The organism is Streptomyces sp. NPDC004266 (assembly GCF_042874095.1).
Classification (GTDB): domain Bacteria; phylum Actinomycetota; class Actinomycetes; order Streptomycetales; family Streptomycetaceae; genus Streptomyces.
In genome coordinates this window covers 1-14,730 of record NZ_JBIAMM010000028.1, presented here as the reverse complement: position 1 = coordinate 14,730, position 14,730 = coordinate 1, and the positions used below count along the sequence as shown (strand labels likewise).

General features: G+C 68.3%; 13 protein-coding genes and 2 pseudogenes. 13 read left to right on the top strand and 2 right to left on the bottom strand.

Features of this window, described 5'->3' with window-relative positions:
- The first annotated feature begins 567 nt into the window (after nt 1-567).
- From ACFYUZ_RS37605 to ACFYUZ_RS37560, 10 genes and pseudogenes are all read left to right on the top strand, one after another.
- The gene (locus ACFYUZ_RS37605) at nt 568-999 is read left to right on the top strand and encodes a hypothetical protein (protein WP_389317183.1); all 432 of its coding nucleotides are present in this window, start codon (nt 568-570) and stop codon (nt 997-999) included.
- Entirely contained in the window at nt 996-2,225 is a 1,230-nt protein-coding gene (locus ACFYUZ_RS37600; RefSeq protein ID WP_389317180.1) for an NRAMP family divalent metal transporter, read from the top strand. The genes ACFYUZ_RS37605 and ACFYUZ_RS37600 overlap by 4 nt, the downstream gene beginning before the upstream one ends.
- The gene (locus ACFYUZ_RS37595) at nt 2,225-2,665 is read left to right on the top strand and encodes a hypothetical protein (protein WP_389317177.1); all 441 of its coding nucleotides are present in this window, start codon (nt 2,225-2,227) and stop codon (nt 2,663-2,665) included. The genes ACFYUZ_RS37600 and ACFYUZ_RS37595 overlap by 1 nt, the downstream gene beginning before the upstream one ends.
- Nucleotides 2,652-3,035, top strand: a complete 384-nt coding sequence (locus ACFYUZ_RS37590) for a PRC-barrel domain-containing protein (RefSeq protein ID WP_389317174.1) — start codon at nt 2,652-2,654, stop codon at nt 3,033-3,035. Before ACFYUZ_RS37595 ends, ACFYUZ_RS37590 begins: the two co-directional genes overlap by 14 nt.
- Nucleotides 3,036-3,244: 209 nt before the next feature.
- Nucleotides 3,245-4,609, top strand: a complete 1,365-nt coding sequence (locus tag ACFYUZ_RS37585; protein ID WP_389317171.1) for a glutamate decarboxylase — start codon at nt 3,245-3,247, stop codon at nt 4,607-4,609.
- 143 nt (nt 4,610-4,752) lie between these two features.
- Complete coding sequence (locus tag ACFYUZ_RS37580) at nt 4,753-5,751, top strand: TIGR00341 family protein (protein ID WP_389317168.1); 999 nt, start codon at nt 4,753-4,755, stop codon at nt 5,749-5,751.
- A 230-nt stretch (nt 5,752-5,981) separates the two neighbouring features.
- Nucleotides 5,982-6,196 (top strand): annotated as a pseudogene (locus ACFYUZ_RS37575) (glutamate decarboxylase); the annotation flags it as partial.
- A gap of 37 nt (nt 6,197-6,233) precedes the next feature.
- Nucleotides 6,234-6,611, top strand: coding sequence for a hypothetical protein (locus ACFYUZ_RS37570; RefSeq protein WP_389317165.1), 378 nt, complete (start codon nt 6,234-6,236; stop codon nt 6,609-6,611).
- 472 nt (nt 6,612-7,083) lie between these two features.
- Entirely contained in the window at nt 7,084-7,761 is a 678-nt protein-coding gene (locus tag ACFYUZ_RS37565; protein ID WP_389317163.1) for a hypothetical protein, read from the top strand.
- Nucleotides 7,762-8,321: 560 nt separating this feature from the next.
- Nucleotides 8,322-9,653, top strand: coding sequence for a DUF1254 domain-containing protein (locus ACFYUZ_RS37560; protein WP_389317160.1), 1,332 nt, complete (start codon nt 8,322-8,324; stop codon nt 9,651-9,653).
- Between the two features lie 90 nt (nt 9,654-9,743).
- On the opposite strand, the gene ACFYUZ_RS37555 is transcribed toward ACFYUZ_RS37560, so the two are convergent.
- Together ACFYUZ_RS37555 and ACFYUZ_RS37550 are read right to left on the bottom strand one after the other, a co-directional pair.
- A complete protein-coding gene (locus ACFYUZ_RS37555) occupies nt 9,744-10,388 on the bottom strand; it encodes a GAP family protein (RefSeq protein ID WP_389317157.1) in 645 nt (214 codons plus the stop codon).
- A gap of 343 nt (nt 10,389-10,731) precedes the next feature.
- Nucleotides 10,732-11,069 (bottom strand): annotated as a pseudogene (locus tag ACFYUZ_RS37550) (transposase family protein); the annotation flags it as partial.
- 686 nt (nt 11,070-11,755) lie between these two features.
- Here ACFYUZ_RS37550 and ACFYUZ_RS37545 point away from each other — a divergent pair.
- From ACFYUZ_RS37545 to ACFYUZ_RS37535, 3 genes are all read left to right on the top strand, one after another.
- Entirely contained in the window at nt 11,756-12,172 is a 417-nt protein-coding gene (locus ACFYUZ_RS37545) for an SMI1/KNR4 family protein (RefSeq protein ID WP_389317154.1), read from the top strand.
- 327 nt (nt 12,173-12,499) lie between these two features.
- Nucleotides 12,500-13,390 carry a hypothetical protein gene (locus tag ACFYUZ_RS37540; RefSeq protein WP_389317151.1) on the top strand — a complete coding sequence of 297 codons (891 nt, stop codon included), beginning with the start codon at nt 12,500-12,502 and terminating at the stop codon, nt 13,388-13,390.
- Between the two features lie 97 nt (nt 13,391-13,487).
- Nucleotides 13,488-14,330, top strand: a complete 843-nt coding sequence (locus ACFYUZ_RS37535; protein ID WP_389317148.1) for a hypothetical protein — start codon at nt 13,488-13,490, stop codon at nt 14,328-14,330.
- Nucleotides 14,331-14,730: the final 400 nt, after the last annotated feature.

Genomic DNA, 14,730 nt, shown 5'->3' with positions numbered 1-14,730 from the left:
CAGGCGGCACCCTGCGTCACGCCATCGCTCGTCCGCTGTTATCAAGGCTGGAGGTAATACCCCCGGGCGAGAGAAGGGGTCTCCGGCCATTCGACCGGAGAACCAACCTCCTGGGTGAGAAGGAAGTGCACAACCGTCGCCTCCACCACCATCGCCACCAGGCTCTGTCACGGCGGTTTCACCACCCCTCGTGAAATCCGGCACCGGCACAGCAAGGGCACCCTGGCGTTCTGTTGGTCCCGAAGAGGACGGTGTGGATCGAGGCCCGGTGGTTCGCCATCTGCTTGTGGACACTCCACCGCGCCCACCGCATGACCCGGCATCGCTCAAGCCGGGAGTGGAGTGGGTAGCCATGCGGCCATGTTTCTCTTCCGGTGTCCGGGTAGGAGATCGACTCTGTCGACTGTGATGAGGTAGGGACTGTGGATCAGGGCCTGGTGCTGTTGGCGGCGTGGGCGCAGCTCGGGCTACTGCTTGCCGTGGCGGTCTACTTCGTCTTTCGGGGACGGTGAAGACCGAGTGCGCGTAGAACGAAGCGGTCGACGCTGTAGCTGGCGTGCAGTCGCCATGACCACGGTCGCCGTGGTCATGGCGATGGTGAGCGGGTGTGCGGAATCCTCCCGTACGGACGAGGATTACCGGCGCAAGGCGGCCAACACCGCGGAGACCGCAGCCTCCGCCGTCTCTACCGCCCGGCTCGCGGTGGAAGCGGCCGGTAAGGGCCGGCTGACCGGCCCTTACGCGTCGGTGTTGCTCGGTGAGGCGGAGACCGATCTGCTCGCCGCCCAGGGGACGTTCGAGTCCAGGCAGCCGCCGGGGGAGGCGGCCGACGCCGTGCGCGATCGCCTGGGCACCCTCCTTGACGACGCGGCGGACGTGCTGGCGAAGGTCCGGATCGGGGCACGCCGCGACGAGGTGCGTGAACTGGCGGAGCACACCGGGGAGCTGCGGGAGGCGGCCGAGCGGTTGGAGGGGTTCGAGGAGGAGATGTCATCGTGAAACGCCTCCTGGCCGTCACCCTCGGCATCCTGACCGCCATCGGCGGGTTCGTGGACATCGGCGACCTCGTCGCCTCCTCCCTCGTGGGCGCCCGGTTCGGCTTCTCCCTGGTCTGGGTGCTCCTCGTCGGCGTGGTCGGCATCTGCGTGTACGCGGAGATGGCGGGCCGGGTCGCCGCCGTGGCCGGACGCCCCACCTTCGACCTGGTCCGCGAGCGGCTGGGACCACGGACGGCCCTCGCCAACCTGGTGGGCTCGCTCCTCGTCACGGGGCTGACCCTGGCGGCTGAACTCGCGGGGGTGGCGCTTGCGATCGAGCTGATCAGCTCCGTCGCCCATCTGCTGTGGATCCCGCTGGTGGGCCTCGCCGTCTGGCTGGTGATCTGGCGGACCCGGTTCGAGACCATGGAACGGGTCTTCGGTCTGGCCGGCCTGACCCTGGTGGTCTTCGTGGTCGCCGTCTTCCGGCTCGACCCGTCCTGGGGCTCGGTCCTCGAACGGGTCACGCACCCTGAGGTCCCTGCCGGCGAGGGCCTGCCGACGTACTTCTACTACGCCATCGCGCTGTTCGCGAGCGCCATGACCCCCTACGAAGTGTTCTTCTTCTCCTCCGGCGGCATCGAGGAGAAGTGGAAGCGCGAGGACCTGCTCACGGCACGGATCAACGTTTTCCTCGGATTTCCCCTCGGCGGCCTCCTCGCCCTTTCGATCATGACGGCGGCCGCGCTGCTGTTGCACCCGGCGGGGATCGCGGTCGACCACCTGTCCCAGGTGGTGCTTCCCGTGGGATACGCCCTCGGAAAGGTGGGGCTCGGCCTCGCCCTGGTCGGCGTCTTCGCGGCGACGTTCGGCGCAGCCCTGGAGACAGCACTGTCCTCGGGCTACACCGTGGCGCAGTACTTCGGCTGGACCTGGGGGAAGACGGCCGCCCCACGGACGGCGTCACGGTTCCACGCCGTGGTGATCGCCGCCCTGGTGGCGGGCATGATGCTGGTCCTCACGGGGGTCGATCCGGTCATGGTCACCGAGTACTCGCTGGTCTTCGCGGCGGTCGCGCTGCCGCTGACCTACCTCCCCATCCTCGTGGTGGCCAACGACCCCGAATACATGGGAGAAGCGAGGAACGGCACACTCGCCAACCTGATGGGCGGCCTGTACCTCGTCGTCGTCCTGGTGGCGGCGGTGGCCGCCATCCCGCTGATGATCGCTACGAAGGCAGGTTTGTGATGCCCGACGAGGACGCGCGCGAGAACGCCCAGCCTTGGGCGGAGGAGCGGTGGGCGGGCCGCGCGTACAGTGCCCGCTTCCACCTGCTTGACCGGCAGGTCGTCGACAGGGACGACCGGCCGGTGTGCAAGGTCGACGACCTGGAACTGGAACCGGACGTCGACGGCTCCCCTCAGGTCACCGCCGTGCTCGTCGGACCCGCCGCGCTCGCGCCGCGTCTGGGCGGGAAGGCGGCCCGGTGGCTCGCCGCAGTGCAGCGGCGCTTGAGCGTCGGCGAGGGCGAGGGCCCGGCCCGGCTGGACTTCGACCACGTCATCGGCATCGGGGCGGTGGTCCGCGTCGATCTGCCGGAAGAGGACGTCAAGGTGCATGCGCTGGAGGACTGGACGCGTGAGAACGTCATCGGGCGGCTGCCGGGAGCCGGTCATGCGTCTGGCTGACCTGATGGGAGCCCGGGTACGGGACCGCGACGGCCGGGAAATCGGGCACGTCAGCGACGTACGGCTGCGCGAGTACGCGGCCCGGGACCGCAGCCCGACGGGCAGGGAGCTGCGGGTCGAGGGCCTGGTGGTGGCCACCCGGCGCCGGGGCCGGCTGATCGCCTACGAGCACCGCCCCGTCGACGGGCCCTGGCCACTGGCCCGTCTCGCGCGTTGGGCCGCCCGCAACGCGCTCTGGGCGCCCTGGTCCATGGTGGCCGATCATGAACCACCCGTCAGGCTCGGTGACCCCGGGATCGTGCGGCTGACCGTGTCGGAGACGGAGCTGGTTCCGCTGGTCGGCGCCCATGACGACTGGAACTCCATGTGAAGCCGTTCATCCCCAAGGCTGGATGACCGGCGTTTCTACGGCTTGGGGAAGCCGAATGCGGTGGGAGGACCTCCTGCAGCCGCGTCCGGCGGGCGTGCGGACTCCAAGCAGTGTTCTGCACCTGCTGCGTCGTTCATGCCGGGTGCCCGGCGAGCACCTCTTGGTGTGTCCCTTGCCGAGGAGGGAACTCGTGCTGTTTGAATCAGCGTATGACCAAGCGTGATGACGCAGTTCTTTTCGGCAATCGTTTTCTGACCGCGCCCGCCCCCTCCGAGAGATTCCCCGACGAAGGCATGGCCGCGACGGACGCGATGCGGCTCGTGGACGTGGATCTCGCCATGGAGGGCGATCCGCAGCGCAACCTCGCCACGTTCGTCACCACGTGGATGGAGCCGGAGGCGCAGCGGCTGATCGCCGAGAACCTTCACCGCAATTTCATCGACCACGCGGAGTACCCCATCTCCGCCGAGATCGAGCGGCGTTGCGTGCGCATGCTCGCCGACCTCTTCCACGCGCCGGGCGGCACTGCCGGGTGCCGGACCCAGGGCTCGTCCGAGGCGATCATGCTCGGAGCGCTATCGCTGAAGTGGAAGTGGCGTGAGCGCCGTCAGGCCGCCGGCCTGTCGGCCGACAGGCCCAATCTGGTCTTCGGCGGGGATGTCCATGTGGTGTGGGAGAAGTTCTGCCGCTATTTCGACGTCGAGCCGCGGATCGTGCCGCTGGAGGAGGGCAAGTACACGATCGGCCCGGAGGACGTGGAACCCCACCTCGACGAGAACACGATCGGTGTCGTCGCCGTCCTCGGCACCACGTTCACCGGCCACAAGGACGACGTCGTCGGCATCGACGCGCTCCTGCGGGATGTCCGTGAAAAGCGGGACCTCGACATCCCGATCCACGTCGACGGCGCCAGCGGCGCGTTCGTGTGGCCCTTCCTCTACCCGGACTCCGCATGGGACTTCCGGCTTGAGCAGGTGCGTTCGATCAACGTCTCGGGCCACAAGTACGGCCTGGTCTATCCCGGTATCGGCTGGCTGATCTTCCGCGAGGAGTCCGACCTGGCCAAGGACCTCGTGTTCTACGAGAACTACCTGGGCAAGACCGACGCCACGTTCACGTTGAACTTCTCCACCGGCGCATCGATGGTGCTCGCGCAGTACTACAACTTCGTGCGGCTCGGACGTCAGGGCTACACGTACGTCATGAAGATGATGCAGGAGAACGCCCGCGTACTGGCGGACAACCTGCGGAGCAGCGGCCGCTTCGAAGTGATCGGCAGCGACCTCGAACAGCTGCCCCTGGTCGCGTTCCGCCTCGCGGAGAAGCGCTCCTACGACGAATCCGACATCGCCTGGCAGCTCTCCGCGGAACGCGGGTGGATGGTGCCGGCGTACACGCTCCCGCCCAACGCGGAGCGGGTGAAGATCATGCGTGCCCTCGTCAAGGAGACCCTGAGCCGCGAACACATCGACCGCCTGAGTCAGGACATCACCGATGCCTGCCGAACCCTGGACGACAAGGGTGCGACGCACGACGCCGAGCGGGCCCAGGTCAAACGCGGCACCGGCTACTGATCCCTTTCGTCCTCGCGCCCGTACCGGTCGGACTCCAGTCGGCCAAGGAGAGGATCCTCCGCTGAGTTCTGGCCCGGGACCGGAATCATCTGCCTGTGCCCTACCCGTCGAAATATTACTGTTCATGGTTGCTTGGAGGCATGATGAGCAAGGTTCGCGCCCGTGTTCTGCCGGCCTCTCAGCGCCGCTCGTTGGACGAACTGACACAGGATCTGGTCCTGTCGACCGGGGACACCACGTCCAAGCGTTCGGCCTTCTGGACGATGCTGACGCTGTCCTCGGTCATCGCGGCCGGCGGGGTGCTCACGGACTCGACGGCGACCGTGATCGGCGCCATGATCATCGCCCCGCTCTCCACGCCGATCATGGGCATCGCCCTCGGGTCGGTGCTGCGTCGTCGTACCGGATCGGCCACGGTCGTCCTGCTCGCGGGCCTGCTGGTGATCGCGCTCGGGATGGTCATGTCGGTGTTTCTGCCCAGCGACTACGACCTGCTGTCGAACAGCCAGATCTCCTCAAGGACGTCGCCGGGCCTGATGGACCTGATCGCCGCCCTGGCGACCGGCTTCGCCGGGGCGGTGGCGCTGGCACGCCGGGACGTCGCAGCCGTGCTGCCCGGCGTCGCGATCGCCATCTCTCTCGTCCCGCCTCTGGTGGTGGCCGGAGTGTGCCTGGGGCAGCTGTCTGGATGGCTGGCGCTGGGCGCTCTGGCGCTGTTCGTGTCGAACCTCTTCGCCCTGGTCTTCGCCGGCATGGTGGTCTTCGCATCGCTCGGTTACGCCGCAGAGGCTGACAAGGCAGCCGGGCACCCCGCCCGCAAAGCATCTGCCGCCATGGCCCTGCTGTTCGTCCTCGTCCTCATTCCGCTGACGGCCAACACCGCGACCACGCTGCTGCTCAACGCCTGGACCAACAGCACCAAGGACGCCGCGGAGCAGTGGCTCGCCGCGGAGCCGGACGCGTCCGTCACGAGCGTCGACGCAGCCTCCCGGACGATGTACATCCACGTTCGGACCCCGGGAGAACTCCCGCCGGTGAAATCCCTGCTCGACCGGCTCGAGGGACGGATCCCGGACGGCATCCCCGTTGTGGTGGATACCTCGCGTGGTCGGCGCATCGACGTCGGAAGGGTCGGCGGCTGAGCGTCACACTCGCGTCATTCTTCTCAATCTTCCGAGATTGCACCGCTTCGCTGAGCGGTCGGCCTCCCCGAACTTACGGACCAAGCATCCGGAAACAGGTATCAGTGTGCGACGGCCACAGACCGCGAGTCTGCGGTCGGAGCGGACGGACCATCCCAGAATTCCCGGAGCTCGAAGCCCACGTGTGTGATCACGGCGGTCCACCCGATGACAGCTGTCGCCCCGGTAGCTTCAGGCTCCGGGTTGCTTCGATCAACGCCTCCGGCCACGTTCGGCATGGCCCCACTGGCGTGGGATGGGCCCTGTGGCGCGACAAGACAGCCCTGGCCGAGGGATCGGTCTTCACCATCGACCACCTCGGCGGGGACGTGCCGACCCTGGCCCTGAACTTCCCCCGCCCTGCGGACAGGTAGTCGCCCAGTACCGCAAATTCCTGCGCTCAGGAACCGTCTCTTTGAATCGTCCGTGAGATCGTCGTGCTCGTGACCGAGTCTTGGGTGATCAGTGACGACAGCCTCGTGCCTCTGTGGTCCGAGATGGTGTTGGAGGCTCTTCAGTCGAGGATCGACAGCGGGCAGCTTGCGACGTGGCTGACCAGTTCGTCCGGACGGTCGCTCGCCTCCGTGACGAACACCGAGCGCGCGATGGTGATGCTGCTCGAAGACGAGGGCGGTCCCGGCGAGCATGCCGTTGACCCCGGAGCTGAGGGGTTGAGCGACGGGTTCGTCCTCTCCAACGGGCAGGACGACGAGTACCCGGATGGGGACACCGTCCCCATCCGTAAGGCGTTCCGGTGTGTGGAACACATCGTCGGCACCGGCTCTTGGCCTGTGGAAGGACATTGGGTGGTCGATCGCTGAGCGGGCTGTCGCCGTGCCCGGACAAGGATCGGGGCGAGGTGGAATGCGGTCTGGTAGGCAATGGTGAGACCGTCGGGCGCCTCGTCGACAGGCTGAAGGCCTGGTGGGGCATCCGAGCCTGGTCCGGCAAGGTCTCGTCAGCACCTCCGTGTCTCGGTGTCCTGATCAAAGACCTCTCCCGACCGCCCTTGATCACAACCAAACACGCGCCCTCACACGGTTGGAGCCATACGCGCTTCACCACTCCTGAGCGAGGTCCGGAACGCGGCGACGGATACCGGGACTATCGCGATTCGATCATGGAATCGGTCGCGGTTCGAACTCTGCGAGCGGTGGAGCGCCGTCTCGTCCAGGCTCTCGCCACCCGCGTTCACCCCCGGGCGTCCGGCGCTCTCGAACAGAAAATAAAGATACTCAAAGTAATATAATGATCACGCTTCGTCACGCAAGTGGGTCGTCCAGAGAGGGATTCATGCGCATCACGAAGAGGGTCAGGGTCGTTGTCACCGCGCTCGCGGTCGCCGCGGGCACGCTCGCCGCGTCGGCTGGTTCCGGGGTCGCGGCACCTCCGCCGCCGGGACGGCTCGCCGCCGTCGAGATCGTCAAGGTGGAGGCGAACGTCGGTGATTTCTGGGAGCTGTCGGCCTCCTGCACCATGGGGCGGGTCGCCATCGGCGGGGGCGCCGAGGCCGGCTTCGGAAACACCCCGAGCGGCCACGACCTGAACCTGATCAGCAGCAGCCCGATGATGGAGGGCGGCCAGGCGACGGGCTGGGTGGTGAGCGCCCACCACCTGTGGGACAACATCCCCCAGACCGTCACGGCCTACGCCATCTGTGCCGCGCCGCCGGCGGGGTACCAGGTGCTCCAGGGCGATCCCGTGCCGTTGCCCCAGAAGGAGGTCGCCAAGCTGACGTGCCCGACCGGGAAGGTCGTCCTGGGCGGAGACGGAACGGTCGCACAAGGCGACTGGGCCGGCCTCAGCAAGTCCTACCCCGCCTCGGCCAACGGGCCCGCGGCCAGCCTGTACGCGAGCCGACCGGCCAAGGCCGGCGAGACCGGCTCCCAGGACGGCTGGTGGGCCCAAGCCACCGATGACCAGTCGGACAGCAACATGGACCTGTACAACATGTGCGCCCAGACCGTCTAGCAGGGCGCGCATCGCCCCTCGCATGCGCACGGCAACATCGAAGGGCCTCGCGGCTTCGGCCGCGGGGCTCTTCGTCGCGTACAGCCGTCATCGCGAGGTCTGTCCCGGCCTCGCGTCCAGGCCGTTCCTTCCGGGTCACCTCGCCGACCAGATGATCCGAAAGAAACGGCCTAGCCCTCCAGTACCGCACGCTGGGCGTCAGTGACCGACAACGGCGGAACCTTCGGACCCGGACGACTCATGCCTAACCAACGACGAATCTCCGACTCAGGTCCCTAGTACTCCAGCCGTAGGTCTTGGACCTTGATCTTCATGACCGGGCGGCAACCTGCCTGCGTAACGAAGCTGGCCTGCTCGGGCTGCTTGGTGTTGATCGGTTCATGGTCACCGCGCGATCGGTGAGACGCGTGAGTCGCCGGCCGAGCGTGGATATGCGGCTTGCCGCTCGGGTCTGACCCTTCCGTCCGGGCCACCCGTTCGGCGGACTCACCGCGCCGGGGGCGGGCCCCGCTCGTAGCGTCGGCCCGGACGAGATTCGCCGTAGCCCCTGGGAGAAGCCGATGACGGATGAGTCGATGGAGAAGCTGGCCACGGAGGCATGGCTCTACGGGTACCCGCTGGTCACGGCGGCCGTGACGAAAAGCAACATGACGGCGGTCCCGGCCCGGGACGACTCGCGCAGGAAGGCCCCGGTCAATCAGTTCTGCTACATGCGCACCACCCCGGACGCCTCCTTCACCGAGGTCGTCTCGCCGAACGCCGACACCCTGTACTCCAGCGCCTGGCTCGATCTGTCCGACCAGCCCCTGGTGCTGGCCCTGCCCGAGTTCGGTGACCGGTTCTGGATGGTCCCGATCCTGGACGCCTGGTCGAACGTCTGCGCCGTCGTCGGCCAACGCGACAACGGCCCGTCCGCCGGGCCGTTCCTGATCGCCGGGCCCTCCTGGTCGGGAGGGGCCCCCGCCGGTCTGACCCTGCTGAAGTCGCCCACCGCCGTGAACTGGATCATCGCCCGGTACGCGACCAGCGGCCCGTCGGACTTCCCGGCCGTCAACCGGCTCCAGGACGACACGCGGCTGATTCCGCTGTCGGAGTGGACCGGCGACCCGGATGACCACTCCCCTCCCGCCGACGTCCCCGTCCCTGCCGACGCCGTCACCACGACGGCGCCCGTCGACCAGGTCCATGCGCTCAGCGGCCGCGAGTACTTCACCCTCCTCAACCAGATGATGGTCGACAACCCTCCCGACCCCGCCGACGCTCCGTTCCTGGGCAGCGCCGCCAAACTCGGCATCGCACCCGGCGCGAGCCTGGACGACCTGTCCCCCGACGAGCTCGCCACCCTGGACGCGGGCGCGCAGCGCGGCCCGGAGGTCCTGCGCGATCTGCTCGCCCGGACGGAGTCCGCGAACTCCGGTGGCTGGACCGTGCACCGGGGCCTGGGTGATTACGGAACCGACTACGCCAAACGCGCGGTCATCACCCGGTTCGGGTACGGAGCCAACCTCGACGCCGACGCCCTGTACCCGCACGCCACCACCGACGCCGACGGCCGGCTCCTCGACGGCGCCCACACCTACATGCTCCACTTCGACGCCGGAAACACCCCGCCCGTCGACGGTTTCTGGTCCCTCACGATGATGAACGAGCACCAGCTCTTCGCCGACAACCCGCTGGACCGCTACGCGATCGGTGACCGCAGCGGCATGCGGACCAACCCCGACGGCTCCCTGGACATCCACGTCCAGCACGACAACCCCGGACCCGACCGCGAGAGCAACTGGCTCCCCGCACCCGCGGGCAGCTTCAACGTCTTCCTGCGCCTGTACTGGCCCCAGCAGCCCGCCCTCACCGGCGACTGGACCCCACCGCCGCTGCAGCGCACCAGCTGAATCCCGCAGGCCCGGTACCTCGCAGAAGGGTTCCTTGTCCATCACTGTCGAACCGGACGAAGGTGGTGCTCGTAGCTGGAACCGCCTGCGTCAGGCGACCAGCTCGTAGATGCTCACGGCCGTCAGCCACAGGCCGGCGAGGAGGGAGAGCGTCACAACCAGCTGCTCCTGGTGCCGGCTCAGCCAGTTCCGTAGGGCGTTCAGCCGGGCCTCCGCGGCCGCAGGTGCCCAGACCGCGTACATCTCCATGACGATGAGGCTGAGGGTGGCCAGCAGGCAGTAGCCGGTCAGCGCGAGCCAGTCGCCGGTGGTGGAGAGGTTCGCCTCAAGGGCCGTCGCAGCGCCGGCGCCGACCAGTCCCCAGGGCTGCAGCAGCCACGCCAGACCGGCTGCCGTGACCCAGGAGGCGTTGTCGATCCGGGCGGCCCAGCGCGGTGGGCCGTGCGGGCGGGGCGGCCGGCGTCGCCGACGCGCGCCGTACAGCACCAACGCCAGACCGATGGCGAGTTTCGCGGCGATCGCGGCGGTCGAGGGCGCGCTGTTGCGGGCCGGGGGCTGACCGCCGGTCAGCAGCACCACGACAGCGATCACGGCGATCAGGTTGGCCAGCCACGACAACAGGAATGCCAGGCCCTGACGGACGCCGCGCCGCGAGGAGAGCAGCAGGATGAAGGCGCTGTTGTGCAAGGGCCCCAGGGTGATGGCCGTACCGATCACCACCAGGTCGAGGACCATCGGACCATTCGCTCCTGATCATCAGGGCCGTCCGCGCCCCATGTGCTAAGGGCCGGTCGGCAGAGGGATGCGGCGCTGCTACGGTGCCGCATCGCGACTGTGCAGGCGGCGGCCCGGCGGGTCAAGGAGGCCACGCTCATGAAGCCTTGCCGGTCCGTTTGGGAAATGCGCAGTCGGCCTACGTCTGCCTCGGCCTCGACGAGACCACTGAGCCCTGGTCCTGGGCGCCACCAGGGATCTCTTCACAGCTCGGGCCGCCTTTGCCTGGGGTGGTGACCCGAGCCTAAAGGGTGTTGCAGGAGGTCCGGCTTCGGCAGGCGGAAGTGACATCTGGCCTGTTGTTTCACCGTGTCATGGCGAGGTTGTGCATGGTGGCGACGGCTTGGACCGCGTGGTGGAGGCCGTCTCCTTTCTGGCGGCAGTCGCGCAGGATCTTCCAGTTCTTCATCCGGGCGAAGGCGTGCTCGACGCGGGCACGGACGCGCCGGTGTTCGGCGTTGTCTTCTTCCTGGCCGCGCAGGAGGGGGCGGCTGGCTCTCTTGAGGTGCGGGACGAGGCCCCGATCTTGCGGTCGCGGACCGGGATCAGGGGGCCGTCCACGATCCGCAACCGGTCGGTGTCCGCCACCGGCCGCGAAGCCGGCTCCAGCGTCAGCAGCGGACGGAGCCGCTGGATGACCCGGCCCCCGCTTCCCCGTTTCCTGACCTTCCGGATCGGATCGGATCGGTGCTCGGATCAGCCGCATGATCGGCCGGACAGGCCCTGGCTGGAGGAAACCGGCTCGCACTCTGGTCGCCCCGCGCGCCGCTTCTTCGAATTCACAGGCGCGGGACACGAACAGGCGCCCCATGTTCTGCAGATGCGTGAACTGAGTCGCACCAGACGAGGCCTGAAGCCCCAAGATCCGGGGCCTCAAGACGCCAGCCGAGCCTGGTCATCCGCCTGGTCGTTCAACGTGTCTGCGGCGGTCTTCGGCGACTCTGGCGCAACTTCCGTGAAGTCGAGCCGATCCTCGGTGTCCGGGGCCGGAGCACGCTGGGAACCGGCAGGTCAGGGGCTTGTCATGAGGCAGACAGAAGCCCGGTCGGCGTAGCTCCACGGAGGGGGTGCCAGAGCCGGTTTCCGTGAACAAAGCCACCGATCTCCGATCGTGACAGCCTCCTGCGCGTGTTCACGGCCGGCTCCGGAGCCGGCCGCAACCTCTCCTGCGTGCGCCAGAACTGGTCCTGATGCCCTTCGGTCCAGCACCGTCCTGGGATGGGCGCTGTCCGGCGACCGCCCTGGGACCGTCCTTGTCCCAGAATGATCATCAGGTCCGCAGTCGCGGGTCTGGGGCCGTGGGCGTGAGGAGATTCGTGAAGGACGTCATGCAGTACATTCGGGAGACCCACGGGCCGGACAAGGCCCCGCCGGAGCTTCCCGACGAGGAGCTCCTCGCGCGGATCGAAGAGGAATACGGCGTCCAGCTGCCGGCCGGGCTGCGGGAGTTCCTGCTCCATGTCGGTGACGTCGAGCGCGCCCGCCTGGAGCCCGTCACCGTCACGGACGAGGACGCGCACACGTATCTGCCGGAGCTCACGGCCATCGCCTGGGACCAGGGCGTTCCGCGCGACCTGATCGTCCTGTGCGAGGACGAAGGCGACTTCTATCTCGTCGGCCCCGACAACGCGGTCGTCTTCTGGTCGTGCATCGGGACGGGTGGTCTCACGGAAGACCGCTGGGAGTCGGTGTGGCACTGGGCCCGCCACGAGTGGCTCCGCCTGCCGCCGCCGGAGGCGACCTGAGCGGCGGCTGTGGGCCGGGATCGGGCCAATTGGGTTAAACCGCTCTTGGGGCTCCGGGGTATCGGCGGCCTGGTCTGGGAGAGTCAGCGGGTGTTCAGGGGCCGGAGTCGATGGGCCCGCACCTATCTGACCCGGGGAATGCCATGAGTGATGCAGGAGAGGGGACCCGTCCGGGCAGCGAGGTGCCGGGCGCTGTCGAGGGCCCGCGGCCCCCGTCATGGCCGCGTTGATCTCGGGCCTGCTGATCGCCCTCGCGATGGCCACGATCATGGTCACCACCTACGTGTCCGCGCAGCACGCCGTGGTCGCCCGCGACCTGCCGTGGGGGTGACCGGTGCTTCGCCGCTCACCACGGCGGTGCAGCAGCACGTCTCGCTGGACATCCACCAGTACTCCGACCAGGCGGCTCTGGAGGCCGCGGCCAACCGGGCGGAGATCTACGGCGGTTTCGTCCCGCAGACCAACACGGTGGTCATCGCCGAGGTGGCCAGCCTGGTCACCCCCGGGCAGATGCCGGCCCTCTACGAGGAGGCCGCCAAGCCCCAGGGCCAGAAACTCGCCCTGAAGCTGACCAACAAGCTCCCGAAACAGGACCCCCTTGGCGTCGTCCCCGGCATTGCCGTGTTCGTGCTGCTCGTGGCGGGCTACCTCGGCTCCACCCTCACCATGCAACGCACCAAGACCGCGGCCGCCCGCCGACGCGTCCTGAGCCTCATCGGGTACGCGATCGTCACCGCCCTCGTCTTCGATGTGATCATCGGCCCGATCCTCGGCGCCTATCCCGACGTCGGCTCCAACTTCTGGCCACTGTGGGGCGAGTTCACCCTGATGTGCCTGGCTGTGGCCCTGTTCGCCGCGACTCTGCAGAGCTTGATCGGCCCGATCGGGACCCTGGTCACCGTCGTCATCATGGTCTTCTTCGGCAACCCGTCCACCGGCGGGGTGAACGGCACCGCCTACCTGCCGGCGTTCTGGCAGGCCATCGGTCCGGGCCTGCCGCCGTGGAACGGAACCACGCTGGTGCGCAACACGCTCTACTTCGACGGCAACAGCATCACCCAGCCACTCGTCGTGCTGAGCATCTACGTCGTCGCCGGCGCCGCGCTGGTCACCCTCTTCACCTACGGCCGCCTGCTGTGGTGGCGCGGCGCCAAGGCGCCACGCTCGCCTATCAGCCCCGAGGAAGAGGGCGGCATCGCCACCATTCCCCCCGCGTAGCCTTCCGCGTCGACCATAACGTCGGACCGAGGCGCAGCCCGCCCCACCGACGGCGTTGCGTTCGGCCGACGACTGGCAGGACGTCTAGCCTCGGCCCGTGGAACAACCCGATCAGCGCACCGAAGGGGCGGGACCGTTCACGACCCGCCTCACCTGGCAGCCGCCCGGCGGCGGCACGGCCGTCTGGGAATCCCGGCCCGCCCGGCGCCGAGGCATTGTCGCCGTCCGTCCTCCCGGCACCGTCGGCGCCCGTCAGGTCAGCGCCGACGGCACCGCCCTGGCCCGGCTGCGCAGGCTCAACGCCGTGGCCGCCACCGCCTTCGTCATCGGCGGAGCGCTCTTCGCCACCGGCGCCGCCGTCGCCCAGTTCGGCTCCGGCGACGCCACCACCTGCGCTTCGATCTACTTCGCCGGCGGCCTGTTCTTCAACACCGGCGGCTATCTGTCTCTGCTCCAGGTCGTCAACGCTCCGCGCCATGTGCCCGGAGGGGAAGGCGCCCTGGTCGCCCGACGGTGGCGGTGGTGGAGCTATGAACCGATGCGGGTCGACTGGCTGAGCGCCTTCGTCCTCTTCGCCGGCACCCTGGTGTTCGCCGTCGACCTGCTCGATTCCTTCCTCCAGGGTCTGACCACCCAGCAGATCAACCGACTGATCTGGGCACCCGACGTGATCGGCTGCGTGCTCTTCCTGATCTCCGGCCATCTGGCGTTCGTCGAGATCTGCCACGGCCGGCCGTGCATCCGACAGCGCGACCTGGGCTGGTGGATCGTCGCCGTGAATCAGCTGGGCTCCGTCCTCTTCATGGTCTCGGCACTCGCCGCCTACACACGCCCCGCCACCGGCAGCCTGATCAACGCCGACATCGCCAATTGGGGCACCCTCACCGGTGCCCTCTGTTTCTCCGCAGGCGGGATCCTCCAGCACTACGAACGCCCCTGACCCGACCCCACCCGAAGTGTGCGAGCGGTAGACGCCGTCCTCGACCATGGCGCCCAGGACCGGCCTGCAGTGCAGCAAACGGTCCGGACGGAAGCCGAGGGGCACCCGCAGCGCCAGGACCATCAACCCAACGCCAGTTACCTGACGCGCCGAGGGCCTCCTCCTGCGCTGTCGGAGGGGAGACCGCGAAGCCTCTCGGCGCAGCGCCGCCCCACTTGATCAATCGATGCACTCGGATGGGCTACCGACATCCCCGTTCCGGCGACACCGAGCATTGATCGCCCATCGAGACGATCTCTCACAGTGGGTGACCGGCGGCCGCGTCGCCGGGTTCGTCGGCCAGGGCGATCGCCGTGGTGATGCGCTTGCCCACCGGCTCACGGTGGACGGCGAAGCTCCG

Coding starts and splice junctions, on each gene's coding strand:
- ACFYUZ_RS37605 (WP_389317183.1), top strand. CDS start 568: ATGACCACGGTCGCCGTGGTCATGGCGATGGTGAGCGGGTGTGCGGAA.
- ACFYUZ_RS37565 (WP_389317163.1), top strand. CDS start 7,084: ATGCGCATCACGAAGAGGGTCAGGGTCGTTGTCACCGCGCTCGCGGTC.
- ACFYUZ_RS37560 (WP_389317160.1), top strand. CDS start 8,322: ATGACGGATGAGTCGATGGAGAAGCTGGCCACGGAGGCATGGCTCTAC.
- ACFYUZ_RS37590 (WP_389317174.1), top strand. CDS start 2,652: ATGCGTCTGGCTGACCTGATGGGAGCCCGGGTACGGGACCGCGACGGC.
- ACFYUZ_RS37585 (WP_389317171.1), top strand. CDS start 3,245: ATGACCAAGCGTGATGACGCAGTTCTTTTCGGCAATCGTTTTCTGACC.
- ACFYUZ_RS37580 (WP_389317168.1), top strand. CDS start 4,753: ATGAGCAAGGTTCGCGCCCGTGTTCTGCCGGCCTCTCAGCGCCGCTCG.
- ACFYUZ_RS37545 (WP_389317154.1), top strand. CDS start 11,756: ATGCAGTACATTCGGGAGACCCACGGGCCGGACAAGGCCCCGCCGGAG.
- ACFYUZ_RS37555 (WP_389317157.1), bottom strand. CDS start 10,388: ATGGTCCTCGACCTGGTGGTGATCGGTACGGCCATCACCCTGGGGCCC.
- ACFYUZ_RS37595 (WP_389317177.1), top strand. CDS start 2,225: ATGCCCGACGAGGACGCGCGCGAGAACGCCCAGCCTTGGGCGGAGGAG.